Annotated in this window: 24 protein-coding genes; 11 read left to right on the top strand and 13 right to left on the bottom strand. The window is 64.0% G+C overall.

Going from position 1 to position 25,275, the window contains the following annotated elements; all coding sequences use genetic code 11:
- Window positions 1–2 precede the first annotated feature (2 nt).
- Window positions 3–374 carry a hypothetical protein gene (locus ACZI8Q_RS11300; protein ID WP_463373620.1) on the top strand — a complete coding sequence of 124 codons (372 nt, stop codon included), beginning with the start codon at window positions 3–5 and terminating at the stop codon, window positions 372–374.
- 157 nt (window positions 375–531) lie between these two features.
- Here ACZI8Q_RS11300 and dmpG read toward each other — a convergent pair whose 3' ends face one another.
- Genes dmpG through ACZI8Q_RS11280 form a run of 4 tightly spaced genes read right to left on the bottom strand, consistent with a single transcriptional unit; the run spans window position 532 to window position 4,901 of the window.
- Entirely contained in the window at window positions 532–1,581 is a 1,050-nt protein-coding gene (gene dmpG, locus ACZI8Q_RS11295; RefSeq protein WP_463373769.1) for a 4-hydroxy-2-oxovalerate aldolase, read from the bottom strand.
- A gap of 5 nt (window positions 1,582–1,586) precedes the next feature.
- A complete protein-coding gene (locus ACZI8Q_RS11290; RefSeq protein ID WP_463373619.1) occupies window positions 1,587–2,492 on the bottom strand; it encodes an acetaldehyde dehydrogenase (acetylating) in 906 nt (301 codons plus the stop codon).
- A 6-nt stretch (window positions 2,493–2,498) separates the two neighbouring features.
- On the bottom strand, window positions 2,499–3,284 hold the full coding sequence (locus tag ACZI8Q_RS11285; RefSeq protein ID WP_463373618.1) for a 2-keto-4-pentenoate hydratase: 786 nt from the start codon (window positions 3,282–3,284) through the stop codon (window positions 2,499–2,501).
- Between the two features lie 3 nt (window positions 3,285–3,287).
- Window positions 3,288–4,901, bottom strand: coding sequence for an FAD-binding protein (locus ACZI8Q_RS11280; protein ID WP_463373617.1), 1,614 nt, complete (start codon window positions 4,899–4,901; stop codon window positions 3,288–3,290).
- Window positions 4,902–5,022: 121 nt separating this feature from the next.
- On the opposite strand from ACZI8Q_RS11280, the gene kstD reads away from it, so the two are divergent.
- The 3 genes from kstD to ACZI8Q_RS11265 all read left to right on the top strand — a co-directional run bounded on the left by kstD (window position 5,023) and on the right by ACZI8Q_RS11265 (window position 8,366).
- On the top strand, window positions 5,023–6,741 hold the full coding sequence (gene kstD / locus ACZI8Q_RS11275) for a 3-oxosteroid 1-dehydrogenase (protein WP_463373616.1): 1,719 nt from the start codon (window positions 5,023–5,025) through the stop codon (window positions 6,739–6,741).
- Entirely contained in the window at window positions 6,731–7,591 is an 861-nt protein-coding gene (locus tag ACZI8Q_RS11270) for a MaoC/PaaZ C-terminal domain-containing protein (RefSeq protein ID WP_463373615.1), read from the top strand. The genes kstD and ACZI8Q_RS11270 overlap by 11 nt, the downstream gene beginning before the upstream one ends.
- A gap of 229 nt (window positions 7,592–7,820) precedes the next feature.
- Window positions 7,821–8,366, top strand: coding sequence for a C40 family peptidase (locus ACZI8Q_RS11265; protein WP_463373614.1), 546 nt, complete (start codon window positions 7,821–7,823; stop codon window positions 8,364–8,366).
- Here the strand turns inward: ACZI8Q_RS11265 and zapE are convergent.
- Window positions 8,317–9,363 carry a cell division protein ZapE gene (zapE, locus tag ACZI8Q_RS11260; RefSeq protein ID WP_463373613.1) on the bottom strand — a complete coding sequence of 349 codons (1,047 nt, stop codon included), beginning with the start codon at window positions 9,361–9,363 and terminating at the stop codon, window positions 8,317–8,319. The genes ACZI8Q_RS11265 and zapE overlap by 50 nt on opposite strands.
- 72 nt (window positions 9,364–9,435) lie before the next feature.
- Between zapE and ACZI8Q_RS11255 the strand changes: the two genes are divergently transcribed.
- Window positions 9,436–10,029, top strand: a complete 594-nt coding sequence (locus ACZI8Q_RS11255; protein ID WP_463373612.1) for a TetR/AcrR family transcriptional regulator — start codon at window positions 9,436–9,438, stop codon at window positions 10,027–10,029.
- Between the two features lie 23 nt (window positions 10,030–10,052).
- On the opposite strand, the gene ACZI8Q_RS11250 is transcribed toward ACZI8Q_RS11255, so the two are convergent.
- A complete protein-coding gene (locus ACZI8Q_RS11250) occupies window positions 10,053–10,526 on the bottom strand; it encodes a MarR family winged helix-turn-helix transcriptional regulator (protein WP_463373611.1) in 474 nt (157 codons plus the stop codon).
- A 141-nt stretch (window positions 10,527–10,667) separates the two neighbouring features.
- Between ACZI8Q_RS11250 and ACZI8Q_RS11245 the strand changes: the two genes are divergently transcribed.
- Window positions 10,668–11,579 carry a VOC family protein gene (locus tag ACZI8Q_RS11245; RefSeq protein ID WP_463373610.1) on the top strand — a complete coding sequence of 304 codons (912 nt, stop codon included), beginning with the start codon at window positions 10,668–10,670 and terminating at the stop codon, window positions 11,577–11,579.
- A gap of 164 nt (window positions 11,580–11,743) precedes the next feature.
- On the opposite strand, the gene ACZI8Q_RS11240 is transcribed toward ACZI8Q_RS11245, so the two are convergent.
- On the bottom strand, window positions 11,744–13,054 hold the full coding sequence (locus ACZI8Q_RS11240) for an NAD(P)/FAD-dependent oxidoreductase (RefSeq protein WP_463373609.1): 1,311 nt from the start codon (window positions 13,052–13,054) through the stop codon (window positions 11,744–11,746).
- 148 nt (window positions 13,055–13,202) lie between these two features.
- On the opposite strand from ACZI8Q_RS11240, the gene ACZI8Q_RS11235 reads away from it, so the two are divergent.
- The 5 genes from ACZI8Q_RS11235 (at window position 13,203) to lexA (ending at window position 18,120) form a co-directional block, all read left to right on the top strand.
- Window positions 13,203–14,096, top strand: a complete 894-nt coding sequence (locus ACZI8Q_RS11235) for a LysR family transcriptional regulator (RefSeq protein WP_463373608.1) — start codon at window positions 13,203–13,205, stop codon at window positions 14,094–14,096.
- A gap of 88 nt (window positions 14,097–14,184) precedes the next feature.
- The gene (locus ACZI8Q_RS11230) at window positions 14,185–16,542 is read left to right on the top strand and encodes an ATP-binding cassette domain-containing protein (RefSeq protein ID WP_463373768.1); all 2,358 of its coding nucleotides are present in this window, start codon (window positions 14,185–14,187) and stop codon (window positions 16,540–16,542) included.
- A gap of 4 nt (window positions 16,543–16,546) precedes the next feature.
- Window positions 16,547–17,143, top strand: coding sequence for a sugar O-acetyltransferase (locus ACZI8Q_RS11225; protein WP_463373607.1), 597 nt, complete (start codon window positions 16,547–16,549; stop codon window positions 17,141–17,143).
- Between the two features lie 73 nt (window positions 17,144–17,216).
- On the top strand, window positions 17,217–17,387 hold the full coding sequence (locus ACZI8Q_RS11220; RefSeq protein WP_463373606.1) for a hypothetical protein: 171 nt from the start codon (window positions 17,217–17,219) through the stop codon (window positions 17,385–17,387).
- Window positions 17,388–17,484: 97 nt separating this feature from the next.
- The gene (lexA, locus tag ACZI8Q_RS11215; protein ID WP_463373767.1) at window positions 17,485–18,120 is read left to right on the top strand and encodes a transcriptional repressor LexA; all 636 of its coding nucleotides are present in this window, start codon (window positions 17,485–17,487) and stop codon (window positions 18,118–18,120) included.
- A 16-nt stretch (window positions 18,121–18,136) separates the two neighbouring features.
- Here lexA and ACZI8Q_RS11210 read toward each other — a convergent pair whose 3' ends face one another.
- The 6 genes from ACZI8Q_RS11210 to ACZI8Q_RS11185 all read right to left on the bottom strand — a co-directional run bounded on the left by ACZI8Q_RS11210 (window position 18,137) and on the right by ACZI8Q_RS11185 (window position 25,206).
- The gene (locus ACZI8Q_RS11210; protein WP_463373605.1) at window positions 18,137–19,306 is read right to left on the bottom strand and encodes a lipid-transfer protein; all 1,170 of its coding nucleotides are present in this window, start codon (window positions 19,304–19,306) and stop codon (window positions 18,137–18,139) included.
- Window positions 19,303–19,725: a MaoC family dehydratase gene (locus ACZI8Q_RS11205; RefSeq protein ID WP_463373604.1), complete on the bottom strand. Its 423-nt coding sequence runs from the start codon at window positions 19,723–19,725 to the stop codon at window positions 19,303–19,305. The genes ACZI8Q_RS11210 and ACZI8Q_RS11205 overlap by 4 nt, the downstream gene beginning before the upstream one ends.
- The gene (locus tag ACZI8Q_RS11200; RefSeq protein ID WP_463373603.1) at window positions 19,722–20,711 is read right to left on the bottom strand and encodes a bifunctional MaoC family dehydratase N-terminal/OB-fold nucleic acid binding domain-containing protein; all 990 of its coding nucleotides are present in this window, start codon (window positions 20,709–20,711) and stop codon (window positions 19,722–19,724) included. Before ACZI8Q_RS11200 ends, ACZI8Q_RS11205 begins: the two co-directional genes overlap by 4 nt.
- 7 nt (window positions 20,712–20,718) lie before the next feature.
- Window positions 20,719–21,870: an acyl-CoA dehydrogenase family protein gene (locus tag ACZI8Q_RS11195; protein ID WP_463373602.1), complete on the bottom strand. Its 1,152-nt coding sequence runs from the start codon at window positions 21,868–21,870 to the stop codon at window positions 20,719–20,721.
- Window positions 21,855–22,895, bottom strand: coding sequence for an acyl-CoA dehydrogenase family protein (locus tag ACZI8Q_RS11190; protein WP_463373601.1), 1,041 nt, complete (start codon window positions 22,893–22,895; stop codon window positions 21,855–21,857). The genes ACZI8Q_RS11195 and ACZI8Q_RS11190 overlap by 16 nt, the downstream gene beginning before the upstream one ends.
- Before the next feature lie 154 nt (window positions 22,896–23,049).
- Window positions 23,050–25,206 carry an acyl-CoA dehydrogenase gene (locus ACZI8Q_RS11185; protein WP_463373600.1) on the bottom strand — a complete coding sequence of 719 codons (2,157 nt, stop codon included), beginning with the start codon at window positions 25,204–25,206 and terminating at the stop codon, window positions 23,050–23,052.
- Window positions 25,207–25,275 lie beyond the last annotated feature (69 nt).

Below are 25,275 nucleotides of genomic sequence, written 5' to 3'. Positions count from 1 at the left end.
CCATGAGCGCCTCGACCGAGTCACGCAGCTCGAAGTGGGCCAAAGCGCCCGATTTCGCGAGTCAGCCGGCTCGTGTCGAGGCGATCACCGCGCAGACCGTCGCGGACAAGGAGAACTACCTCGATTCGGGCCTGCACGAAGTAGAGTGCCGGACCTGCGGGACTTGTGTCCTGGTCCGCAAGAACAGCATGAAACACACGAGCGTGCAGTGGATGTCCGATCCGGCCAAGTCCTGCCCAACGTTTCAGCAGGGCGTTTCCGAAGGTCGGTCGACGTCCCAGCAGGATGGCTGCCCGCGTCTACAGGACAGCATCAATCACGCAGTGATGGAGGGCTTCATCGAGGTCCGTGACCGCGAGGCCGACCGCGACTGACCCCTCCCTCTTTCCCGACGAATGTCACACACGTTCAGTTCGATCGAACGGGTGTGACATTCGTCGTTTCGGGGTGAGATACCCTTGCCCCCAACGAATGTCACACCGGTTCACGTGAGCTGAACCGGTGTGACATTGGTCGGGAAAGGGGGTGGGATCAGGAAGCGGCGGCTTCCTTCTGGAGCTCGAGGGCGATATCGATGAGCTGATCTTCCTGGCCACCCACGAGCTTGCGCTTACCGGCCCGCACCAGCAGTTCGGCCGACGAGACGCCGTACCGCTCCGCCTGCCGTTCGGCATGCTTGAGGAAGCTCGAGTACACCCCGGCGTACCCCATCATCAAAGCTTGACGGTCGAGCAGGCACTCCTGCGGCATTGCCGGACGTACGACGTCCTCTGCCGCGTCGGCGATGGCGAAGAAGTCGATTCCCGTCTTCACGCCGATCTTGTCGCACACCCCGACGAATGCCTCGACGGGCGCGTTACCAGCGCCGGCACCGAACCGCCTGGTGCTGCCATCGATCTGTCGAGCACCTGCTCGAACTGCCGCAACGGAGTTGGCGACACCGAGTCCGAGATTCTCGTGTCCGTGGAAGCCGACCTGGGCGTCATTGCCGAGTTCCTGCACCAACGCTTCGACCCGCTCCGTGACGCCCTCGAGCACGAGCGCACCCGCAGAGTCCACGACGTATACGCACTGGCAGCCGGCGTCGGCCATGATGCGGGCCTGCTTCGCCAGCTTCTCCGGCGGTGTGGAGTGGGCCATCATCAAAAATCCGACCGTCTCCAGACCACGCTCGCGCGCAAGCCCGAAGTGCTGGATGGAAACGTCGGCCTCGGTGCAGTGCGTGGCAATGCGGCAGATGGATGCGCCGTTGTCCTGTGCCTCGATGATGTCTTCCTTGATGCCCAATCCGGGCAGCATCAGGAAGGCGATCTTGGCGTTCTTCGCCGTATCGACGGCGATCTTGATCAGTTCCTGCTCGGGTGTCTTCGAGAAGCCGTAGTTGAACGACGAGCCGCCCAATCCGTCACCGTGGGTGACCTCGATGACCGGCACCCCCGAGTTGTCGAGAGCACCGACGATCGCGCGAACTTCTTCACCGGTGAACTGGTGACGCTTGTGGTGGGAGCCGTCGCGCAACGAGGTGTCGGTGATGCGAATGTCCCACGCGCTGTCGAAATGTAGATCGTCGAAATGAACCATGCCGCTCACGCCTTCACTGTCTGAAGCTTCTGGGCGATCTCTTCGCCCACCTTGGTTGCCGCCGCTGTCATGATGTCGAGGTTGCCGGCGTACGGGGGAAGGAAGTCCCCTGCGCCTTCGACCTCGACGAAGGTGGTGACGGTGGCCTGTCCGCCCGATACCACGCTGGGCTCGTCGAACTGTGGTTCGTTGAGGAGTCGGTATCCGGGCACATACTGCTGGATGTCCGCGACCACCCGGTGAATCGAGTCTGCGATCGCGTCGCGGTCGGCATCCTCGGGGATGGCGCAGAAGATGGTGTCGCGCATGATCATCGGCGGGTCGGCAGGGTTCAGAATGATGATGGCCTTGCCGCGTGTGGCACCACCGATGGTTTCGATCCCGCGGCTGGTGGTCTTGGTGAACTCGTCGATGTTGGCGCGGGTTCCGGGTCCGGCGGACAGTGACGCCACCGAGGCCACGATCTCCGCGTACTCCACGTTCACGACACGGTTGACCGCGTAGACGATCGGAATCGTCGCCTGCCCGCCACAGGTGATCATGTTGACGTTGGGGGCGTCCAGGTGTTCGCGCAGGTTCGCGGGCGGTACCACGGCGGGGCCGACGGCTGCGGGCGTGAGGTCGATGGCGCGGATACCGGCGGCCTCGTATTTCGGTGCCGCATCCTTGTGCACGTACGCCGAGGTCGCCTCGAACACGAGGTCCGGCTTCTCGGGCTGCGCCAGCAACCAATCCACACCCTCGGCGGAGGTTTCCAGACCGAGCTTTCGCGCCCTGGCGAGGCCTTCGCTTTCGGGATCGATGCCGATCATCCAACGGGGTTCGAGCCAGTCGGATCGCTGAAGTTTGTAGAGCAGGTCCGTGCTGATATTGCCCGAACCGACGATTGCCACACTTGCTTTTGTCATCAACAACTCCTATTTGAACTGCAAAGAAACGGAGCCGAGCCCACTGAACTCGGCACGGAAGTTATCGCCCGGGTGCGCATCGATCGCCCGCGTACACGACCCCGGCAACACGATGTCTCCCGCCTTCAGACGCACGCCGAAGCTCTCCACCTTCTGCGCGAGCCAGGCGACGGCGGTGACCGGGTTCCCGAGTACGGCGTCGCTGCGGCCTTCGGCGATCTGCTCGCCGTTGCAGGTGAGCACGGCATCGATGTTCTTGATGTCGATGTCGGCCGGCTTCACCCGCTCCTTGCCGAGTACGAATCCTGCGGACGACGCATTGTCCGCAATCGTGTCGGGCAACCCGATCTTCCAGTCCTTGATGCGACTGTCGATCAGCTCGATCGACGGTGCGTACGCGACCGTGGCATCGATGACGTCCTGCTCCGTGCAGCCGGCGCCGGGCAGGTCCTTGCCCAGGACGAAACCGACTTCCACCTCGACGCGCGGGAAGCAGAACTTCGCGGTATCGACAGGCTGCTCCTCGAACACCTCCATGTCGGCGAGCAGGTGCCCGTAGTCGGGTTCGTCCACGCCCATCATCTGCTGCATCGCGAGCGACGACAGCCCGACCTTGTGCCCGACGACGCGGGCACCGGCCTCGAGCCGTCGACGGATGTTGATGAGCTGAATCTCGTACGCGTCGACGACGTCGATGTCGGGATACGCGGCCACGAGCGGCCCGATCGGGGTCCGGCTGCGTTCAGCAGCGTCGAGCCGGTCGGCCAGCTCGGTGCGAATGTCCGTCGAGAGCATGGATCAAGCCTTCCCTGTGGTTGCTGTTGCGAGTGCCGCGATGTGGGCGCCGGCGCGACGCCCCGAGAAGACGCAGTCGGCGAGTGAGAGTCCGCTGACGTACGAGTTGGAACACACGCCGACGGCGGTCCGTCCGGCCGAGTACAAGCCGGGAATATCCTGACCGTCTGGTGTCTGCACGGCGCCGGTGGTCTCGTCGACCACCAATCCCCCGAGCGTGATCATGGGGCATGGGTTCATCATGCTCGGCTTCACCGATACGTCATAGAGGGTGAACGGGGCTGTCAGGGCCGGGCGGACGAAGTCCTGGTATTTGCCCATCGGGTCGGGTTCGCCGGCAGCGGCGGCGGCATTGTGCGCGTCCACCGTGGCCTCCAGCCCAGCCGGGTCGATTCGGGCCTTACGGGCAACCTCGGCCAGGGTGGCGCCCGTGACGGCGGTCCGCATCATTCCCGCCGTCTGGACGCGCTGGAACCACATCGCTTGGGATCCGATCTGGCTCTTTGCCTCGCGCACGAGATTCGCGTCCGCCAGTAGCCACCCTTCACCACTGCTGTTCTTGACCATCGCGCTGCCCAGTGCCGCACCGTAGCGCGATTCGTCGACCATCCGGCTTCCGTCTCTGCCCACCAGTAGCGAGCCGAGGAAGGCGCTCGGCGGGACGATGAAACGCCAGGCCGATACCTTGTCCAGCTTGTCGGTGTCGGCGCCGACCTCGACGCCGAGGTTGATTCCCGTGCCGTCGTCACCGGAGGTACCGAGCGGGATGCCGCCGGTGTAGTCGGGCGCATGGGTGTAGAGCATCTTTCGGTTCTGTGCGAATCCACCCGCGCTGAGAACCACACCGTGACGTGCCCGAATCCGGATCGTCCGGGCGTGCTTCTTCTCGATCCGTGCGATGACCTTGTCGATGATGTTCCGTGTCGGCGGCGAGTAGACGCCAGGTTTGTCGGACAGCGCGCACAAGATCGCGTGGCGTCGACGCACGCTCGCGGACGCATCCCGCAGGGTCGCGCATTCGAGTCCGATGACGGCACCGGCGTCGTCGACGATCAGCTTGGTCGCCTTGGTCTGCCGGTACAGCCGCACGCCTTTGTCCTGCGCGGACTTCGCAAGCGGCGCGTACAGCTTTTTCCCTGAGGTGCCCTTGCCCTTGGGTCGGTGTCCTCGTGGTGCCGGCTTCGCCACCGCGCGGAACTCGCCTGCGGCCTCACTGCCCGAGTAATACAAGTAGTACTTGTTGTTCGGGTAGGACGTTTTGTACGGGCACAGCGACGCCTCGAAAGGCACCCCGTGCCCGATCAGCCACTCGATCGTTTCAGGACTCGCGTCCACGAAGCGTTGCAAAGTCTCGGCGGACACGGCGTCGCCCACCTCCTTCTGGAGGTACTTCAGCATCTCCTCCGGAGAATCGTCTACCCCCGCCTCCCGCTGAATGGACGTGCCGCCGCCTGCGTAGAAGATTCCACCCGAGATTGCGCTCGCACCGCCGCCCGACGACCGGTCGACGGCCAGCACCTCGGCACCGCCGGCCACTGCCTCGAGCGCCGTTGCCGCGCCCGCGACTCCGAATCCAACGATCAGCACGTCGGTCGTCGCATCCCAGGTCACACTCATACCACCTTCGTATTCACGGCAAATTGACTGCAACGTGTTCCGCTGCCGCCCATCCTGCCCCCAGAAAGTTCCAGGCAGAAAGGATGGACTGATACCCACATCATTCTATAACGTGTTCTACATGAGCAAGCACGAATACGACATCGTCGTCGTCGGCAGCGGTGCCGGCGGGATGACGGCAGCCCTCACCGCGGCCCACAACGGACTCAGCGTCGTCGTCCTCGAAAAGGCGGCGCACTTCGGTGGATCCTCCGCCCGCTCGGGTGGTGGCGTCTGGATCCCGAACAACGAAGTGCTCGTACGCGACGGCGTCGACGACACCACCGAGGCCGCACGCACCTACCTGCACAGCATCATCGGCGACGTCGTCCCGAAGGATCGCATCGATACCTACATCGATCGCGGCCCCGAAATGCTCTCCTTCGTGCTGAAGAACAGCTCGCTCGAACTCCAGTGGGTCCCCAACTACTCCGACTACTACCCCGAAGCCCCCGGCGGGCGACTCGGCGGACGATCGGTCGAACCCAAGCCGTTCAACGGTAAGAAGCTCGGCGCCAAGCTCGGCGAACTCGAACCCGATTACGTCAAGGCGCCGTCGAACTTCGTCATCACGCAGGCCGACTACCGCTGGCTCAACCTGCTGGTCCGCAACCCACGCGGACCCCTCCGCGCCATGCGGGTCGGCATGCGTTTCCTGGCAGCCAAGGCCACCGGAAAGAAGCTTCTCGTGCGTGGTCAGGCACTCATGGCCGGCCTGTACACCGGACTCGAGGCCGCAGGTGTCCCCATCCTGCTGAACACACCACTGACCGACCTCGAGGTCGACAACGGCGCCGTCACCGGTGTCACTGCCACGGTGGACGGTGAATCGCAGACGTTCACCGCACGGCACGGCGTCGTCATCGCGTCGGGCGGCTTCGAGCACAACGACGAGGCCCGCAAGAAGTTTCAGCGGGCCCCCATCGGAACCGAATGGACCGTCGGCGCCAAGGCCAACACCGGCGACGGCATCTGGGCCGGTGAGAAGCACGGCGCAGCACTCGACCTCATGGAGGACGCGTGGTGGGGTCCGTCCATCCCACTCACCGGCGGTCCGTGGTTCGCACTGTCCGAACGCAGCCTCCCGGGCTGCATCATGGTCAACGATCGGGCCGAGCGATTCGTCAACGAGTCCGCCCCCTACGTCGAGGCGACCCACGCCATGTACGGCGGCAAGTACGGCCAGGGCGAAGGCCCGGGCGAGAACCTCCCATGCTGGATGATCCTCGATCAGCGTTACCGCGACCGCTACACGTTCGCCGGCATCACGCCTCGCTCGCCGTTCCCGGGCCGCTGGCTGAAAGCAGGTGTCGTCGTGAAGGCGAACAGTCTGGCCGAGCTTGCGGAGCAGACGGGACTGCCGGCGGACCAGCTCGCCGAGTCGGTGTCCCGCTTCAACGGTTTCGCGCACAAGGGCAAGGACGAGGACTTCGGCCGTGGCGACAGCGGATACGACCACTACTACGGCGATCCGCGCAACAAGCCGAACCCCAGCCTCGGCGCCCTCGACAAGGCACCGTTCTACGCGATCAAGATGGTTCCCGGCGACCTCGGCACCAAGGGCGGCATGCGAACCGACACCGACGCTCACGTGCTCCGCGAGGACGGCAGCATCATCGAAAACCTTTATGCGGTAGGAAATGCCAGCGGACCGGTCATGGGACACACCTACGCCGGCCCTGGCGCGACCATCGGCCCCGCGATGACCTTCGCGTACCTCGCCGTTCTCGATATCGCGAAGAAGGTCAAGCAGGGACGCACCGCCGCACAGAACGAGACTGGAGTGACCAATGCCAATTGATCCCAAGGTTGCGCTGGGCGCAGAGCTGCCGACGCAGGAGTTCTCGTGGGCGAGTTCGGACGTCCAGCACTATCACCTGGCTCTCGGGGCCGGCTCGAGCCCGCTGGACGAGAACGAACTGCGATACCTGACCGATGGAACACCCCAGGTACTCCCGACTTTCGCCACTGTGGCGGCAAACTTTCATGCGACCGAAGCACCGAAGGTCTCGTTTCCGGGAGTGGAGATCGACCTGGCGAAGGTGGTGCACGGCAGTCAAGAAGTGACTGTGCACCAGCCGATCCCACCGGAAGGAAAGGCACGCACCACCACCCGAATCTCCGATGTGTGGGACAAGGGCAAGGCCGCGGTGATCGTTCAGGAATCGACCACGGTCAGCCCCGACGGGACGCCGCTGTGGACAGCCCGGTCGTCGATCTTCGCGCGCGGCGAAGGCGGATTCGGCGGCGAGCGCGGACCGTCCGAGTCCGTCGAACTCCCCGACCGGCCCGCCGACGTCGAGGTGAACACCCCGGTACTCCCCCAGCAGGCGCTGCTGTACCGCATGTGCGGAGACCGCAATCCACTGCACTCCGACCCGAAGTTCGCGGAAGGAGCAGGGTTCCCCGCACCGATCCTGCACGGTTTGTGCACCTACGGAATGGTCTGCAAGGCCGCAGTCGATGCCGTCCTGGACGGAGACGCCACCCGAGTTGCGGGCTACAAGGCGCGCTTCGCGGGCGTCGTCTATCCGGGCGAGACGCTGCACTCACGCATCTGGAAAGAAGACGGCAAACTTCTCATCGCTGTCACTGTTCTCGAGCGCGACGATGCTCCGGCACTCGCGGACGTGGTGCTGACACTGATGTAAAGGGTTAGCTACGCGGAAGCCGTGACGGTGTGATTGCGGTCCGCCAATATCACGTGATGGTGACGAAAGCCCGGTGGCACCTGCCGAACGAATATAACGATTCGGCAGGTACCACCGGGTTTCCCTTTGTACGCTCTACTCGATCCCTCGGAAGTCGAGGATGCTCATCCCCCGACTGTCCGACCGATAGCCAATGAACATCGGTAGCGACGAACGAAGGGGGGACCCTGTGTCCCAACCGAGTAACGTGCCCCAACCGAGAAAACTCCGCCGCGCAATCGTGATCGGCACCATCGCCCTGGCCACCACGGCACTCTCCGCCGGTCCGGCTCTCGCCCAACCGGGTAGCTCAGGCAGCTCGGGTAGTTCTGGCAGCAGTTCGGGCAGTTCCAGCGGATCTGCAGTATTGCCGCTGCCGATCCCGACACCTGCCGGTTTGACGGCGCTGGCCGCGGCCGCCACCCAGACGGGAGACCCGTATCTGTGGGGCGGTACGGGCCCGAACGCCTGGGACTGTTCCGGCCTGGTGCAGTGGGCCTTCCGTCAGGCGGGCGTCAACCTGCCCCGCACCACCTGGGAACAAACCGAAGTCGGAACGCACATTCCACGGTGGGCGTTGGCTCCCGGCGATGTCATCGTTCTCAATCGGGACGCCTCACACATCGGTATCTACGCGGGATTCGGGCAAGTTTTCAATGCTCACAGCCCCGGCGTCCCCACTGGTCTCACCCCGCTGTCGTACTGGGACCACATCTATGACATTCGCCGTTTCTGACCCCTCTGTGCGTGGCCGGCGAGTCTGCAGACTCGCCGGCCACGCACAGAGGTAGGAGTGACAACCTGCTGGTGAGTCGATCCAGATCAACCGACCCTTCCGCGCCGGCCACCAGGTCTGTCAACGACGCCTCCGCGACGACCGTCACCGACACGTTCGCGTCGTAGAGGACGTCGATCACATTGCCGAACCGCCGAATCGCATCGCTACCGGCGGTCTCCAGCCGGGGAACACCGCTGATCGTCCACGACCGATACGTCTCGGCGAGTGCGAGATAGTCGCTCACCGCGCTCGGCGTCGCGCACAGATCCCAGAAGTCGAACCATGCCGCGGTTCCATCGACCTCGAGTGCACTGACTCCGCGACTGCCCGGGTACAGAGTTTGCCGCGAATTCTCGGTCGGGAGAGTCGGATCGATGGACTCTACGAACCGTCCGGAAGCGAATCGCTCGTTGTCTGCGTTCACCGTCCCACCTGTGCGATAGTCGATTCCCGCGTCCACGGACACCACATCGAGATTCACCTCGAGCCATTCGATGGAGGGCTGGAAGGCGTGATGGAACAAGGGATTGGGCAACAGTCCGTTCGGTGGATAGTTGGACGTGGCAACCAGGGTGATTCCGCGCTCTTCTACATGCGCGAGCAGCCGGGCCAAGAGGGTGGCGTCGCCGACATCGTGCACGTGAAATTCGTCGAAGCACAGCAGACGAACACCGCTGAGAAGCAAGTCCATCGCCCGGTCGGCGGACCCACGCGCGTGTGCGCTGCGATGCAGTTCCTGGAAGAACCCATGGAAATGCACGCGACGCTTCGGAGCCGTCACCTTCTCGAAAAAGTCATCCATCAGGACGGTCTTGCCGCGACCAACCGGCCCCCACAAGTAGGTACCCGTCGGCCGGCGACTCCACGGCCACTTCCTACGCAACTGACGTGCGGTGAGGTCAAGATGTTCCACGACGGCACGTTGGGCGTCATCCCACTCGATCTCTACATCCATAGAGGAAACTCTATGGATGTAGAGTAGATGTGGTCAATGGAATCAGAATCGATGTGAGCGGAGAGACAGCGCATGTCCGACAGGCGTGAACTGATCGCAGACGCCGCGATCGCGGTGATTGCCCGCTCGGGCCTGCGCGCCCTGACGCATCGAGCAATCGACAGTCAACTCGATCTGCCGGGCGGTTCGACCTCCTATTACTTCCGAACCAAGCGAGCCCTTCTCGAAGCTACTGTCCGCCGCCTCACCGAACGATCCAGACGGCACTTCGAATCGGCCACCACAGCGTTGAAAGTAGTCCCGAGCGTGGACGACATGGCCCGATTCGGTGCCGAAATCCTGGACCGATTGTTGGGCGAGAGGATCGACGACGTCCGCGCCCGATACGCCCTCACAGTCGAACTGGCCGACGACCCCGAACTTCATCGCCTGCTCGCCGGGAGCCTGTTCTCACGTCCGCGGGCGGTCGAATTGTTGGACACGCTCGGGGCAACCGATCCAAACACTGCGGGCGCCGACTTCGTCAGCGTCGTGGAAGGTGCGGTGTTCGACCGATTCGCCGGAGCCCGGTCATTCGATGGACTGACACCGGGAACCCCCGCGAGCATCGATCAGCTGGCGGGGGTTCTCGGCGCGTTTCTTCGCGGTGTGACCGAATCCCCCTAGTCGGCCGCTGATTCGGATTCGTCTTACAAGTCAGCGGACGGTCGGCCGGTGCGAACGTAGATTGCGCGCATGGTCTCGACGAGTTGCTTGCGCTCCACTTCACCGATGTCGCCGAACAGCATCTGCTCGGTGGTGCTCATGCAGCGGTCCGCTTCGGCGAGTTTGCGCCGCCCGGCCGAGGTCAGTGTCACCGTGTGTCGACGACGATCCTGGGGGTCGCGTGCCCGGGCAACGTATTTCTGCTTCTCGAGCACATCGAGGTAAGCGACAAGGTCTCCGGCATCGACGGTGGTGCGTTCGGCAAGTCGCTTCTGATAGGTGGGGCCCTCTTCGTCGAGCACCGCCAAAATCGCGTGATGATTCGGCAACAAACCGCAGGAACCGAGGTCATCGACGTAACGGCGCCGGACTCGCATCGCGGTCCGCACCAAGTGGTAGCCGACACGGTCATCCAACGACGTGGGCTCCGTTTGCGGCGCGGACTTGTCTGGCGTCATGTGTTCGACGGTAGCGCGTGCGGCGCTTTCGCTGACGAGACCTCCGGTCGACCTTTAATTGGTTGCACCAATGATTGGTTACGCTTACGATTCTGATGAGAACGTGTTCCAGAGTTGCATCTCGAATTCGAAGGGGACGTCATGATCCAAGAACTGTCATATGTGGGGTTCGGGTCGCCGAACGCCACCACGTGGAAGACCTACGGTCCTGGCCTGCTCGGCGCCATGGTCAAAGACGACGGACCCGATGGCGCTACACGCTTGGCTGTCGACGACGTCGACTACCGTATCGCTGTCCATCCGACCGACGCCGACGAGTTCCGCTACGCCGGATGGGGTCTGGCCAACGAGACCGACTTGCACGCTTATGCCGACGAACTCGAGGCCAAGGGCATCACACTCACGTGGGGTAACGCCGACCTCTGCACCGAACGCCAGGTTGCGGAACTCGCCAGCTTCGAGGACCCGTGGGGCCTACGTCACGAATTGAGCTGGGGTAAGACTGCCACCCCGTATTCATTTCGGCCTGGCCGAACCATGCGCGGCGGCTTCGTCACCGACGGACAGGGTCTCGGCCACGTGGTGTTTCAGGTGCCCGACATGACCGCAGCGAACGAATTCTACGCCGATACTCTCGGATTCAGGCTTTCCGACCGAATCATCTCCGAGCACTTCAACGTGCGTTTCTACCACGTCAACGGCCGCCACCACTCGCTGGCGCTCGCCGAGATACCCGGTCACGTCGGGTTCAACCACCTGATGCTCGAATACGAAACCATGGACGATCTAGGGAAAGCGATCGACCTGCTGCCCAAGTACGAAACCCCCGTGATGCAAACGCTCGGCCGACACAGCAACGACCTGATGACCTCCACGTACATCGGGACGCCGTCCGGGTTCCAGATCGAACTCGGCTACGACGGACTCGTCGTCGACGACCTGAGCTGGGTCGCCCGCACGTACAACAAGCCGAGCTTCTGGGGACACCGTTACACGAAGGCTGCGTTGACCACCCCGCCCGGCATCCTCCGCAGCCTCACCACCACCGGATAAAGACAGGCTCGGTGCGTCCGGTCATCGCAACTGCCACGAACCGAAACCAGAACCCCCGCCGGCATCGATCGACTGGCGGGGGTTCTCGGTGCGTACCTTCGTGGGGCAATACCTCGGTGCGCGACCAACGAGTATCTGGACTCGCTGACCACTCACAGGGGTGGTCAGGCGGCGGCCCGTTCAGGCTCCTTCTTCGAGCCTTCGTGCTCGGACGGCAGATCTTGCGCGTAGTAGAAGTGCGGGCGACGGTGACCGAGGAACGATCCGCACCAGGACATCACGGCGACGTACCGGTTACGGAAACCGACCAGGTAGACGAGGTGCACGACGAGCCACAGCATCCAGGCGATGAAGCCGGTCAGCTCGACCTTGCCGACGCGGGTGATGGCCCGGAATCGGTTGATGATCGCCATGCTGCCCTTGTCCTTGTAGGAGAAGGGGGCGCCGGCTTCGCGCTTGCCGTTGACGATCGCCGCGACGTGGCGACCGCCCTGCATGGCGAACGGTGATTGCGCCGGGAAGTCCTTGAGCGACGCCATGTCCCCGATGGCGTAGATGTCGTCGTACTTGCCGACGGTGAGGTCTTCGTCGACCAACAGACGCCCGCCGCGGCCGGTCTCGCAACCGGTGCGCTCTGCGAGCACTGCCGCGAAGTCGTTGGCCTGAATGCCTGCCGACCAGATGATGGTCTCTGCGGTGAGCCGCTTCTCGAAGTCCTTGGCCGGCGACGACAGGGTTGCGCCGGTTTCGTCGATATCGGTGACCATCGTGCCCAGAACGACCTCGACGCCCGCCTTCTCGAGCGATTCGAGCGTGTACTTGCTGAGCTTTCCGCCGAAGACCGGAAGGGCCTCGTTCGCACCCTCGACGAGAGTCACCGTGACGTCGTCGGCGGTGATGTCGCGGAGCGACTTCGCGAAGTAGCGGCCGGCGAGTTCCTTGATCTGCCCGGCGAGCTCGACTCCGGTCGGGCCTGCACCGATGACGATGAAGTTGAGCAGGTTCCGGCGCCGCTCGGGGTCGGTGGTGGTGTGGGCTTCCTCGAAGCAGCTCACGATCTGGCGACGCAGGCGGTCGGCGTCCTGCACCGTCTTGAGGGCGTACGTGACGTCGGCGAAGTGATCGTTGCCGAAGTAGGCCTGACGCGCACCGGTGGCGGCGATCAAGGTGTCGTAGCCGATCGTGTGGCGAACACCGGCCGATTCGTAGACGACCTCGTGGGCGTCCGGGTCGACGTCCACGACACGACCGAGGCGAACGTCGCCGCTGGGGTACTTCGCGAGAATGGAGCGGATCGACGGGGCGATCTCGCCGGGAGAGATGACACCGGTGGCCACCTGGTAGAGCAGGGGCTGGAACAGGTGTTCCGTGGTCTCGGAGATCAGCACGAACGGGGTGCCTGCCTTGCCGAGCTTCTTCGCTGCCGCCAGGGCACCGAAGCCTGAGCCGACGATGACGACCTGTGTGCGATCCATCGTGTACCTCCCGGAACGTATATCGCGTCGTTGCGTATGAGCACCACACTAAGCGTGAAGCTGCCGGAATCACCACCTACCTGCAGATATCGAAATTCTGTTATCTCGATTGCTCATAAATAGACGTACCGACGGGTAACATGAGGACATGGAATTCAGGCAACTGCGCTACTTTCTCGCAGTAGGCGAAGAAGGAAGCTTTTCGAAGGCAGCCGAGCGCTGTTTCATCTCCCAGTCCGCGATCAGCCATCAGATCGCGAAGCTCGAGAAGGAACTCGGCGCTCCCCTACTCGAACGCTCCACCCGCGTCGTCAAATTGACCCCCGCCGGACAGCGCCTGATGCCGCTCGCAGCAGAGGTCATGAGCCTGGAGTCGCGAGCGCTCCTCGTCGGCCAGGATCCACGCAACCGGCTGCGCATCACCGCCAGCATGAGCTTCGCCACGCAAAGCCTCGAGGCGATCTCCCAGGTGCGCGATCAGTTCCCTCAGGTGGACATCGAGTTCGTCATCAAAGACTTCAACGACCGCATCACCGCAGTTGCGTCCGGTGATGCCGACCTCGCGCTGATCCGCGGAGAAGTCGACCGACCGGGGCTCGAAGCAGTCCCCCTCGGCCGGGAGGATCTGGTGATCGTCACGTCCAACCAGCACCCGTTGTCCGCCTTCGCCACCGTGGAACTCGCCGAGCTCGCCCCGTATCCGTTGCTCCTGCCGCCACGCAGTCGTCAGACGCTGATCCATTCCGTCGTCGAGACCGCGTTCGGTCACACCGGCAGGCCCGTCCGCCTCGGGCCCTCGATCCAGCACGATCACACGGCCACCCTCGACGTGCTGACAAATCCGCGCGCGTGGACCGTGCTTTACGCGAACGCCGCCGACACCACCCCTCGCGCCGGGTTGAGCTTCATGCGAGAGGCCCAGAACTTGTTGCGTATCCCCGTGTGCGGGGTGATACGTAGCGGAACGACACCGCGTCGGGAACTCACCGGGCTGTTCCAAGCGTTGGGTGATTCGATCGCAGCCTCGGGCGGACCGAATTGACGCCGAATTCGTGCAAGACAGTGTCACCCGTATCTGATTGGATCGACCAAGCGACTCCAAGATGGCGACCTCGACAGATGGAGACATGATGAGCAAGCCGCACGCAGCCGACAGCCACGATCTCATTCGCGTTCGGGGTGGGCGGGTGAACAACCTGAAAGACGTGACGGTCGAAATCCCGAAGCGGCGTCTCACTGTCTTCACCGGCGTCTCCGGCTCGGGTAAGAGTTCCCTCGTGTTCGGCACGATCGCCGCCGAGTCGCAGCGGATGATCAACGAAACCTACAGCGCCTTCGTACAGGGCTTCATGCCCACGCTGGCGCGTCCGGACGTGGACGTGCTCGAAGGCTTGACGACGGCGATCATCGTCGACCAGCAGCGCATGGGCGCGGACCCGCGCTCGACGGTGGGTACCGCCACCGACGCCAACGCGATGCTGCGTATCCTCTTCAGTCGGCTCGGCACACCGCACATCGGTTCGCCGCAGGCGTTCTCGTTCAACGTCGCCTCGATCAGCGGGGCCGGAGCGGTCAAGTTCGAGAAGGGCGGAAAGACCGTCAAGGAGCGCCGCGACTTCAACATCACGGGCGGTATGTGCCCGCGCTGCGAGGGGCGCGGCGCAGTCTCGGATTTCGACCTGACCGCTCTGTACGACGACAGCAAGTCACTGAGCGAAGGCGCCCTCACCATCCCCGGCTACAGCATGGACGGCTGGTACGGCCGCATCTACCGTGGCTGCGGATACTTCGACCCGGACAAACCGATCCGCAAATACACCAAGAAGGAACTCGACGACCTTCTCTATCGCGAGCCGACCAAGATCAAGGTCGAGGGCATCAACCTGACCTACAGCGGGCTGATCCCGCAGATCCAGAAGTCGTTCCTGGCCAAAGACGTCGACGCGATGCAGCCACACATCCGCGCGTTCGTGGAGCGTGCGATCACCTTCACCGACTGCCCCGAATGCGGCGGCACTCGGCTGAACGAGGGTGCCCGCTCGTCGAAGATCGCGGGAATCAACATCGCCGACGCGTGCTCGATGCAGATAGACGGTCTCGCCGAGTGGGTCCGCACGTTGGACGAACCGTCGGTGGCCCCGCTGTTGGAGACACTGCAGCAGACGCTGGATTCGTTCGTCGAGATCGGGCTCGGATATCTCTCGCTCGAGCGTCCGTCGGGAACACTGTCCGGCGGTGAAGCGCAGCGCACGAAAATGATTCGCCACCTGCATTCGTCGCTCACCGACATCACCTACGTTTTCGACGAGCCCACCACCGGCCTGCACCCGCACGACATACAGCGGATGAACAACCTGCTGCTGCGTCTGCGAGACAAGGGCAACACGGTGCTGGTCGTCGAACACAAGCCCGAGACCATCGTGATCGCCGATCACATCGTGGATCTGGGCCCGGGCGCCGGTTCGGACGGCGGAACCATCTGCTTCGAAGGCAGCGTCGACGGCCTGCGCGCCACCGACACCATCACCGGCCGCCATTTCGACGACCGCGCCGCCGTCAAGGATTCGGTACGCGAACCCACTGGCAAGCTCGCGATCCGTGGAGCATCGGAACACAACCTGCAGGACGTGGACGTCGATATTCCGCTGGGCGTTCTCGTCGTCGTCACCGGTGTGGCCGGCTCCGGCAAGAGCTCCCTCGTCCACGGCTCCATCCCCGCCGGCGAGGACGTGGTATCCATCGATCAGGCCGCGATCCGCGGGTCACGACGCAGCAACCCCGCCACCTACACGGGGATGCTCGATCCGATCCGCAAAGCATTCGCGAAGGCCAACGGAGTGAAGCCGGCATTGTTCAGTGCCAATTCCGAGGGCGCCTGCCCCGCGTGCAAGGGTGCGGGTGTCATCTACATGGACCTCGCGATGATGGCGGGAGTCTCCACGCCGTGCGAGGAGTGCGAGGGCAAGCGCTACAAGCAAGAGGTTCTCGAGTATCACTTCGGCGGGCGGGACATCGCCGAAGTCTTGGCGATGTCGGTGGCCGAAGCGGAGATGTTCTTCGGCGGCCCGGAATCGAAAATCCCTGCGGCCCATAAGATTCTGCAACGCCTCGTCGACGTCGGGCTCGGATACCTACGAATCGGGCAGCCGCTCACCACTCTGTCCGGCGGCGAGCGCCAGCGACTCAAGCTCGCCACGCACATGTCCGAGAAAGGCGGCACCTACGTTCTGGACGAACCCACTGCGGGCCTGCACCTCGCCGACGTCGAGCACCTGCTGGGTCTACTCGACCGGCTCGTCGACTCGGGCAAGTCCGTCATCGTCGTCGAGCACCACCAGGCGGTGATGGCGCACGCCGATTGGATCATCGATCTCGGCCCCGGCGCCGGTCACGACGGTGGGCAGGTCGTCTTCGAGGGGACGCCCGCCGATCTCGTCGCCGACGGCTCCACCCTCACCGGCCAGCACCTTGCCGCTTACATAGGGTGATCGGATGGGTGAGCAGAAGGACCGCATGCTGCGCGGCGATCTCTACAAGGACAGTGATCCCGAACTGGTGGCCGAGCGGAAGGCGTGCGGCCGTCTGGTCGATCGGTACAACGCCACCACGGCCGATCAGGACGAGGAACGCCGAGCCGTCCTCACCGAACTCCTCGGCGAGATCGGCGCCGACTCGTGGATCATGCCGCGCTTCCAGTGCGACTACGGGTACTCGATTCGAATCGGCTCGAACAGCTTCCTCAATTACGACGCCGTCATCTTGGACTGCGCACCGGTCACCATCGGCAACGACGTCTCGATCGGACCGCGCGCTCAGCTCCTCACCGCCCTGCATCCGATGGACGATCACGAGGCACGCCGCCGGCGTTTCGAGTCTGCGGCACCGATCGTGATCGGCGACAACGTGTGGATGGGCGGAGGTGTCATCGTGTGCCCCGGTGTCACCATCGGCTCCAACAGTGTGATCGGAGCAGGCAGCGTCGTCACACGAGATGTGCCGTCGCACGTCTTCGCTGCGGGAAATCCGTGCCGGGTGATCCGCGAACTTTCTGGGCACGACCGCGCGAACGGGCCTAGAATCGGGGAGTAATTCGCACCTGATCCGGGTGGCCACATCTGGACGGGCGCGCGAATTGATGCTGCACCGAGAGGAGGGCCGATCAGTGGCCACTTCGACAGAGAAGGTCTACGACGCCGCTGGGCGGGTAATCCCCAAGATCTTCCCGCCTACCAGTGAACACGCCACAAAGATCGTACTGCTTGTCGCCTACGCGGCACTGCTGGCGACGCTGATCTTCGTCGCGGTGGATGCGGTCGTCACCCTGGCCGGTTGAGCCAGCGTAAGCGACGACCGTAGCCGGGCAGGTCGGCGGTTTCGATGTTCGGCCTGGACCATACGATGCCCCGGTGACCGACTACGACTATTTCGACATGTTCGGGGGTTTCGACCCCGCCACACTGTCCAGGCGCGACCAGCAGATCCTCGCCACGATCCGCGACTGGGTGGTCGCCCATGGGTATATGCCGAGCACCAAGCAAATCGGGGACGCCGTGGGACTGCGGTCGACATCGTCGGTGTCCAAGCGCCTCAGAACCCTCGAAGACAAAGGCTTTCTCCGCCGCGGGTCGTCGATGACACGCCAATTGGACGTACGCCCGTTCGTCGGCAGCGACGCAGTCCGGGCGTCCGAGAGTTCGGTATCCGTTCCCGTGGTCGGTGACATCGCGGCCGGCGTGCCCATTCTTGCCGAGGAACACACCGACGAGACGCTCACGCTGTCGCGCGAGTTGGTCGGTTCCGGAACCGTGTTCGCACTGCGCGTACGTGGGGATTCGATGACGGACGCCGCGATTTGTGACGGCGATGTCGTCGTGGTGCGGCAACAGTCGGAAGCTCATTCCGGCGAGATCGTTGCTGCCATGATCGACGGTGAAGCCACCGTGAAGGTGCTTCGCCGTCGAAGTGGTCACGTCTATCTCGAGCCGCGGAACCCGGCCTACGACGTGATCGATGGTGACCACGCGACCGTCCTCGGCAAAGTCGTATCGGTGATGCGACGGGTCTGATCGTGAAGGCTGGTGTCTAGGCCGTCAGCACCAGCCCTGACGTGGGGACGCCGGTACCAGCGGTGACGAGGACGTTCTGCGCGTCCTGCACTTGGTTGACGGAGGTGCCGCGGATCTGACGGACACCTTCGGCGATGCCGTTCATGCCGTGGATATAGGCCTCACCGAGCTGGCCGCCGTGCGTGTTGAGAGGAAGCTTTCCGCCCAGTTCGATAGCGCCGTCTGCAATGAAGTCCTTGGCCTCGCCGCGTCCGCAGAACCCAAGTTCTTCGAGCTGCATCAGCACATACGGGGTGAAGTGGTCGTACAGCACGGCCATGTCCATGTCACCCGGACGCAGCCCGGCCTGATCCCACAGTTGGTTTCCGACCAGTTCCATCTCCGGCAGTCCCGCAAGCTCGGGACGGTAGTAACTGGTCATGATGTATTGGTCCGAGCCACTTCCCTGCGCCGCCGCGGCGATGGTGACCGGCTTGCACTTCAGGTCTTTCGCCCGCTCGGGTGAGGTGACCACGATCGCGATACCACCGTCGGATTCCTGGCAGCAGTCGAGCAGATGCAACGGTTCGGCGATGAAGCGCGATTTCTGATGATCTTCGAGGGTGATCGGCTTCTGATAGAAGAACGCATTCGGGTTGGTGGCGGCGTGTTTGCGATCGGTCACCGCGATGCGCCCGAAATCCTCACTTTTCGCACCGTATTCGTGCATGTACCGCTGAGCCACCATCGCAACGAAGGCAGCCGGAGTGGAAAGCCCGTGCGGATACGAGAACGCATTGTCCGTGCCCGACGAATTCACCTGCTGTACGAGACCGCTGTTGACCTGCCCGTACCGCATACCGGAACGCTCGTTGAACGCACGGTAGGCCACCACTACATCCGCAACCCCGGTTGCCACAGCCATCGCCGCCTGCTGCACGGTCGCACACGCCGCGCCGCCGCCGTAGTGGATGCGGCTGAAGAACTTCAGGCTCGGAATCCCCACTGAACGCGCCACCGCCACCTCGGTGTTCGTGTCCATAGTGAACGACGTGAGGCCGTCGACGTCCGCGGGTGTGAGACCCGCATCGTCCAGCGCGGCCGTCACGGCCTCCGCCGCAAGCCGAAGCTCACTGCGGCCGGAATCCTTCGAAAAGTCCGTGGCCCCGATCCCGACGATCGACGCCTTCCCCGACAACTCGCTCATGCGTGCGCACCGTCCTTCAGATTGAACGTCAGGGTGACCGTCGACTTGATGTGGTCGCCGAGACTGTCCTTGCCGACGACAGCCACCGTCACCACGTCGTTTTCGACTGCGGTGACCTCCCCGGACAGAACCAGGGTGTCGTACGCGTACCACGGCACACCCAACTTCAACTCGAGCGACTTCAGCACGGCGCGCGGGCCCGCCCAATCGGTGATGAAGCGCTGCACCAAGCCGGTGTCCGTCAGGATGTTGACGAAAATATCCTTGGACCCCTTCTGTTGGGCCAGGTCTCGGTCGTGGTGCACATCCTGGTAGTCACGAGTGGCAATCGCCGACGACACGATGAACGTCGGATCGCCGTAGATGGCCAGCTCCGGTAGTTTCTCGCCGACGGCCACCGTCAGAGTCGACACGGTCATGCCTGCACCTTCTCTCCGGGGGTCGGCTGCCACGCGTACAGCGTCCAGGGTGTGTTACCGGTTTCCTCGTCTCCGGGAATGTCCAGATACATTGCCTGCACGGGCATTCCGACGTTCACCTCCGCAGGATCGACATCGCGGAGTTCGCCGAGCATCCGTACGCCTTCCTCCAGTTCGACAAGCGCGACCACGAACGGCAACGAGCGGCCGGGCACCTTCGGTGCGTGATGAACGACGTAGCTGAAGACGGTGCCGCGCCCGGACGCCACCGTGTAGTCGGTCTGCTCCGTCTTGTCCTTCCACAATGCGGGAACGGGCGGGTGCTGCAAGGTGCCGTCCGGCCGCTTCTGGATGCGCAGTTCGTGGGCTGCCACCCCGTCCCAGAAGAACTGGGTGTCCAAAGACGCGCTGGGACGCAGCATTTTCGCCGCATCGAGGTCGTCCGGCACACCCGTCGGCGCCGGCGCGGCAGCGGTCTTGGGCATGAACTTGAGGATGCGGAACATCATCTCCGCAACCAGTTCGTCGCCCACATACCAGGAACTGCGGGTGGTGAAGAACCACCCTTCCCCCAACCCGGTCTTCTTCGGGCCCACCACATCTTCGAGAACGCTCGTGACGGTGACTTCCTCACCGACCTTCACGTAGCGGTGATACGTCTGATCACAGTTGGTGGCGACCACGGACGTGAACCCGGCCTCGTCGAGGATCTCGGTCATCCTGCCCAGCGGGTCGTCCGCCTCCCGCTTGACGCCGAGACCGCGCATCGTCCACACCTGCGACATTGCCGGCGGAGCGACAAGACCGTCGTGTCCGGCCGCGCGGGCCGCGTCCTCGTCGACATAGATGGGGTTCTCGTCCCCGATCGCCTCCACCCAATTGCGGATCATCGGAAGATTGATCGGGTCTCGTCCCGTACGCGGTTTGCTCGGGCCGGCAGCACGCAACTCCTCGGCGTCGGCCAGGATCTGATCTGAGGTCGACACAGTTCTCCTATCGCGGAACTCGGGGCAGCTTCAGGCCTGCGGTCGCAATGAGCTCACGCATGACCTCGTTGACACCGCCACCGAAGGTGATGACCAGGTTTCTCTTGACCTGCATGTCGAGCCACTTCGACAGCTTCGCGGTGTCGGGGTCCGCCGGGTCTCCGTAGCGGCCGACGATTTCCTCCGCAAGCCGGCCGACGCGCTGAATACGTTCGGTAGCGAACACCTTGGTGGCCGACGCGTCGGCGATGTCGACCGCGCCCGGATCGGCGGAAGCCACCTGCCAGTTGAGCAGCTCGTTCAGCCGATAGGTGGCATGGATTTCACCGAGGGCACGGCGCATGTCCGGCTCGCCCAGCAGGTCTTTCGCAGCCGCCCAGTCGTACACCTTGTCGTACAGGCCACCGACGCGACCGGCGGGTCCGAGCATCACGCGCTCGTGGTTGAGTTGGGTGGTGATGAGCTTCCAGCCCTGGTTCTCCTCACCCACGAGCATGTCTGCGGGCACACGCACGTCCGAGTAGTAGGTGGCGTTCACGTGGTGGGCGCCGTCGCAGGTGATGATCGGCGTCCAACTGTAGCCGGGGTCTTTCGTGTCCATGATGAGGATCGAGATGCCGCGATGCCGCGAGTCCGCACTGCCGGTTCGCACAGCCAGCCACAGATAGTCGGCGTCGTGTCCACCGGTGGTGAAGATCTTCTGGCCGTTGACGACGTACTCGTCACCGTCACGCACCGCGGTGGTCTTCAGCGACGCCAGGTCGGTACCGGCCTCCGGCTCGCTGTATCCGATGGCGAAGTGCACCTCACCGGCAAGGATGGCGGGAAGGAACTTCCGCTTCTGCTCCTCGGTGCCGTACTTCTGCAGGGTCGGACCCACCGTCTGCAGGGTCACCGAGGGCAGCGGCACGTCCGCCCGCACTGCCTCGTTGACGAAGATCTGCTGTTCGATCTCGCCGAAGCCACGTCCGCCGAATTCCACCGGCCAGCCCACCCCGAGCCAGCCGTCCTTGCCCATGCGGCGGATCACCTCACGGTAGGTCGGGCCATGCCGCTCCGTGCTCATGATCTCGGCCTCTTCGGGAGAGATCAGGCCGGAGAAGTAGCGGCGCAGTTCGGCTTGCAGCTCACGCTGCTCGTCGGTCAGATCGATGAACACCGGGCCCCCACGAGGTCGAGTCGGTATGCGGCGCCGCCCACGAGGCGGGCCAGGTCTTTTGCGGTCGAGTAGTAGCGATGCAGCGGGTAGGTGACGTCGACGCCGAGGCCGCCGTGCAGGTGGTGAAGCACCTGCATCGCTGCCGGAAGTTCCGTGGCGATCCAGTAGGCCATCACGCCGAGATCGTCAGCGGCGTCGAGGCCCTGCGAGACCCGCCACGACGCGGCGAGAGCGGACACGTGCAGCGTCCGCGACGTCACGTATACGTCGGCGATCTGCTGGGCCACGGCCTGGAAGGACGCGAGGGGCTTCCCGAACTGGTGACGAGTGGCCAAGTGTTCGGCGGCCAACGCCGTCGCTCCGGACAACAAGCCGTCCGCGACCGCTCCGATGCTCGCGAGTGCGATGCGGTACAGCGTCGCCACCGCATCCGCGCCCGCGGCGAGCAGTTCACCCGGTGCGTCGGCGAACGTCACCGAGAACTCCGGCGCGCCCGACGAACTCGGCGTGGGCGTGAGCGTCACCCCGTCCGCGTTCGGGTCGACGAGCACCACACCGGCGTCCGTCGGAACGAGAATTCGATGAGCCTTGTCCGCGAACGGCACCGCGACGGATTTGCCGGTGACTACGAACCCGTCCCCCGACTGCACTGCCACGGTGGACGGCGTTTCCGGAAATTGCGCACCAGGTTCGGCAAGGGCAGCGGTGAACGTGCGGCCCTCCGCGACACCACCGAGCAGTGTGTCCTGCTGCCCTTCGTCGCCGAGCGCGACGATCGGCAGGACGCCGAAGCCGAGCGTCGCGAGCGCGGGAACTTCCGCCGCCTTACGGCCCACCTCCGTGAGGAGTGCACCCACATCCGTCACCGACAGCCCCTCGCCGCCGAGACGTTCGGGCAAGGCGAGTGTGAGCAGATCTGCATCTGCGAACGCTGCCCAGAGCGCGTCGGGTTCGAGGTCACGAGCGAGAAGGCCACTGGCAACCTGTGCCACGGCCTGCTGTGTTTCGTCCCTAGTGAAGTCCACGCTGACAATCCCACCTTTGATCCCGACCCCCTGTGAGTGGTTTGCGAGTCCAGAGACTCCTTAACCACTCACAGGAGGTATTTAGAACGTGTTCTAGTTGTATCACCATCTGCAGCCACGGGGAAGAGTCACCCTCACCCGACCGAACCGGGCATCATCTCGGCAGGCCCAGGATTCGTTCGGCCGCGACTGTCAGCAGGATCTGCGTCGTACCTCCGGCAATGGACAAGCACCTGGTGTTGAGGAACTGGAACGACAACGGCCCCTCGACCCATCCGTCCCGGCCACCGAGTTCCATCGCGAACTCCGCAACCGCCTGCCGCTGACGCACCCCCACGAGTTTCTGCACGCTCGAGGCCGCACCTGGGTCCTGCCCGTCCAGCCGGCGGAGGGTGGTTCGCAACTGCAGAAGCGAACCGACCATTGCGTTGCTGATGAGCACCCCGAGCTTGTCGTCCGTGACCGGATCCGCATCACCGGCAAGAGCGAGCAAGTCCTCCATGGCGGCGCCGAGCGACGAACCGCCACTCATCGCGACGCGCTCGTTCGCGAGCGTCGTGCGCGTCAGCTTCCACCCGTCACCGAGGCCGCCCACGACGAGCTCGTCCGGCACGACGACCCCGTCGAGATAAACCTCGTTGAACAGCGCATCTCCGGTGATCTCACGAAGCGGCTTGATCGTGATCCCCGGCGACGTCATATCGACGAGGAAGTAGGTGATCCCCTTGTGCTTCGGCGCATCCCGGTCGGTGCGGGCCAAGCAGATGGCCCAATCCGCCATCTGAGCCTTGGACGTCCACACCTTCTGCCCTTGCAGTTTCCAGCCGCCGTCCACCTTCTCCGCCGTGGTTCGCAGTGCGGCAAGGTCCGATCCGGCACCGGGTTCGCTGAACAGCTGGCACCAGACGATCTCGCCGCGCAGCGTCGGTGTCACGAACCTCTCGATCTGCTCTTCACTGCCGTGCTCGAGAATCGTGGGCAGGGCCCACCACCCGATCACCAGATCCGGTCGCGTGACCCCCGCAGCGGCAAGTTCCTCCTCGATGACGATCTGCTGGGCAGCGTCGGCGCCCCGCCCGTACGGCGGCGGCCAGTGCGGCGCCAGGTAACCGGATTCCGCCAGCGCGGCGCGCTGCTCCGACTCGGGGCGTGCGACGAGGTCGGCGATCTCGGCGCGAACATCGACGCGTTCTCCGTCGTGATCGGACAGGTCTATCGACAGATGCCGACGATTACCCGAGCGGGTCAGAGAGGCAACGCGTGCGCGCCACCACGACGAGCCGCCGAGCAGCTGCCGCAGGGACGTCGCCCGACGCAGGTAGAAGTGCGCGTCGTGCTCCCAGGTGAAGCCGATGCCGCCGAGTACCTGAATGCAGTCCTTCGCGGTCTCGACCGCTGCGTCCAAGGCAACCGTCGCCGCAACGGCAGCCGCGATCGGAAGTTCGGACCCGTCGGAGAACGCGTCTTCGGCCGCGACTGCGGCATCCCACGCGGCCGCCCCGGATTGCTCGACGCGGCACAACATCTCCGCGCACAGGTGTTTGATCGCCTGGAAGGAACCGATCGGCTTACCGAACTGCTCGCGAATCTTGGCGTAGTCGACAGCGGTGTTCAGACACCAGCTTGCGATTCCGGATGCCTCGACGGCGGCGAGGGTGGCTGCGAGATCACGCACCAGTCCGTCGGGAACACCTTCGATGACGCGGTCTGCTGCGACCGATACGTCCGTGCATTCGATGCTGCCGAACGAGCGCGTCTTGTCGATGGAATCGGCAGGACTGACGGTGAGGCCATTCGCCTCGCCGTCCACGAGGCACCACAGAACACCGTCGCCGGCTTCTGCGGGAACGAGCACCGATACGCCCGCACCCACGCCCATTGCCGGTCCGGCGCTTCCAGTCAGGGTCAGTCCGCCGTCGTCGGCGCGCTGCGCAGTGAGCACCGACTCGCCCAGGACGACGGCGCACGGCAGTGCGCCTTCCGCGAGCTCCTCGGACCACCGCTTGGCCGCCGGACCGCCGCTGCGTCCGACCACCAGCGCGGCCAGGGCCGTCGTGAGGACTGGACCTGGCACAAGCTCGGTTGCCGCCTGTTCCAGCATTGCGGCCAGATCGACGACCTCGGCCCCCGAACCGCCGACCTCTTCGGGGACGGCGACGGAAAACGCCCCCAATGAAGCGAACGACTCCCACGTCGAATTCCACGAATCCGCTGGTCCTTGTCGTAATGTGGTGAGGGGCACGGCCGAGCGGGCCCACGCCCGCACGGACTCCTGCACCGCCCTCTGCTCTTCGGTGGTGGCGATACTCACAACGCGTTTCCGCCTCTCGGTAATGACACACAAGTCTAGAACGTGTTCTAATATGTCACCTGAGAAGAG

Source organism: Rhodococcus quanlei (genome assembly GCF_055231015.1).
The sequence above is the reverse complement of the archived record's forward strand: the minus strand, read 5'-3'. Positions and strand labels throughout refer to the sequence as shown.

What these genes read in the sequence shown, in the direction of transcription:
- lexA (WP_463373767.1), top strand. Translation starts at nt 17,485, where the DNA reads ATGTTCGGGGGTTTCGACCCCGCCACACTGTCCAGGCGCGACCAGCAG.
- ACZI8Q_RS11225 (WP_463373607.1), top strand. Translation starts at nt 16,547, where the DNA reads ATGGGTGAGCAGAAGGACCGCATGCTGCGCGGCGATCTCTACAAGGAC.
- ACZI8Q_RS11235 (WP_463373608.1), top strand. Translation starts at nt 13,203, where the DNA reads ATGGAATTCAGGCAACTGCGCTACTTTCTCGCAGTAGGCGAAGAAGGA.
- ACZI8Q_RS11205 (WP_463373604.1), bottom strand. Translation starts at nt 19,725, where the DNA reads ATGACCGTGTCGACTCTGACGGTGGCCGTCGGCGAGAAACTACCGGAG.
- ACZI8Q_RS11230 (WP_463373768.1), top strand. Translation starts at nt 14,185, where the DNA reads ATGAGCAAGCCGCACGCAGCCGACAGCCACGATCTCATTCGCGTTCGG.
- zapE (WP_463373613.1), bottom strand. Translation starts at nt 9,363, where the DNA reads ATGGATGTAGAGATCGAGTGGGATGACGCCCAACGTGCCGTCGTGGAA.
- ACZI8Q_RS11250 (WP_463373611.1), bottom strand. Translation starts at nt 10,526, where the DNA reads ATGACGCCAGACAAGTCCGCGCCGCAAACGGAGCCCACGTCGTTGGAT.
- ACZI8Q_RS11300 (WP_463373620.1), top strand. Translation starts at nt 3, where the DNA reads ATGAGCGCCTCGACCGAGTCACGCAGCTCGAAGTGGGCCAAAGCGCCC.
- ACZI8Q_RS11245 (WP_463373610.1), top strand. Translation starts at nt 10,668, where the DNA reads ATGATCCAAGAACTGTCATATGTGGGGTTCGGGTCGCCGAACGCCACC.
- ACZI8Q_RS11255 (WP_463373612.1), top strand. Translation starts at nt 9,436, where the DNA reads ATGTCCGACAGGCGTGAACTGATCGCAGACGCCGCGATCGCGGTGATT.
- ACZI8Q_RS11285 (WP_463373618.1), bottom strand. Translation starts at nt 3,284, where the DNA reads ATGCTCTCGACGGACATTCGCACCGAGCTGGCCGACCGGCTCGACGCT.
- ACZI8Q_RS11210 (WP_463373605.1), bottom strand. Translation starts at nt 19,306, where the DNA reads ATGAGCGAGTTGTCGGGGAAGGCGTCGATCGTCGGGATCGGGGCCACG.
- ACZI8Q_RS11240 (WP_463373609.1), bottom strand. Translation starts at nt 13,054, where the DNA reads ATGGATCGCACACAGGTCGTCATCGTCGGCTCAGGCTTCGGTGCCCTG.
- dmpG (WP_463373769.1), bottom strand. Translation starts at nt 1,581, where the DNA reads ATGGTTCATTTCGACGATCTACATTTCGACAGCGCGTGGGACATTCGC.
- kstD (WP_463373616.1), top strand. Translation starts at nt 5,023, where the DNA reads ATGAGCAAGCACGAATACGACATCGTCGTCGTCGGCAGCGGTGCCGGC.
- ACZI8Q_RS11270 (WP_463373615.1), top strand. Translation starts at nt 6,731, where the DNA reads ATGCCAATTGATCCCAAGGTTGCGCTGGGCGCAGAGCTGCCGACGCAG.
- ACZI8Q_RS11280 (WP_463373617.1), bottom strand. Translation starts at nt 4,901, where the DNA reads ATGAGTGTGACCTGGGATGCGACGACCGACGTGCTGATCGTTGGATTC.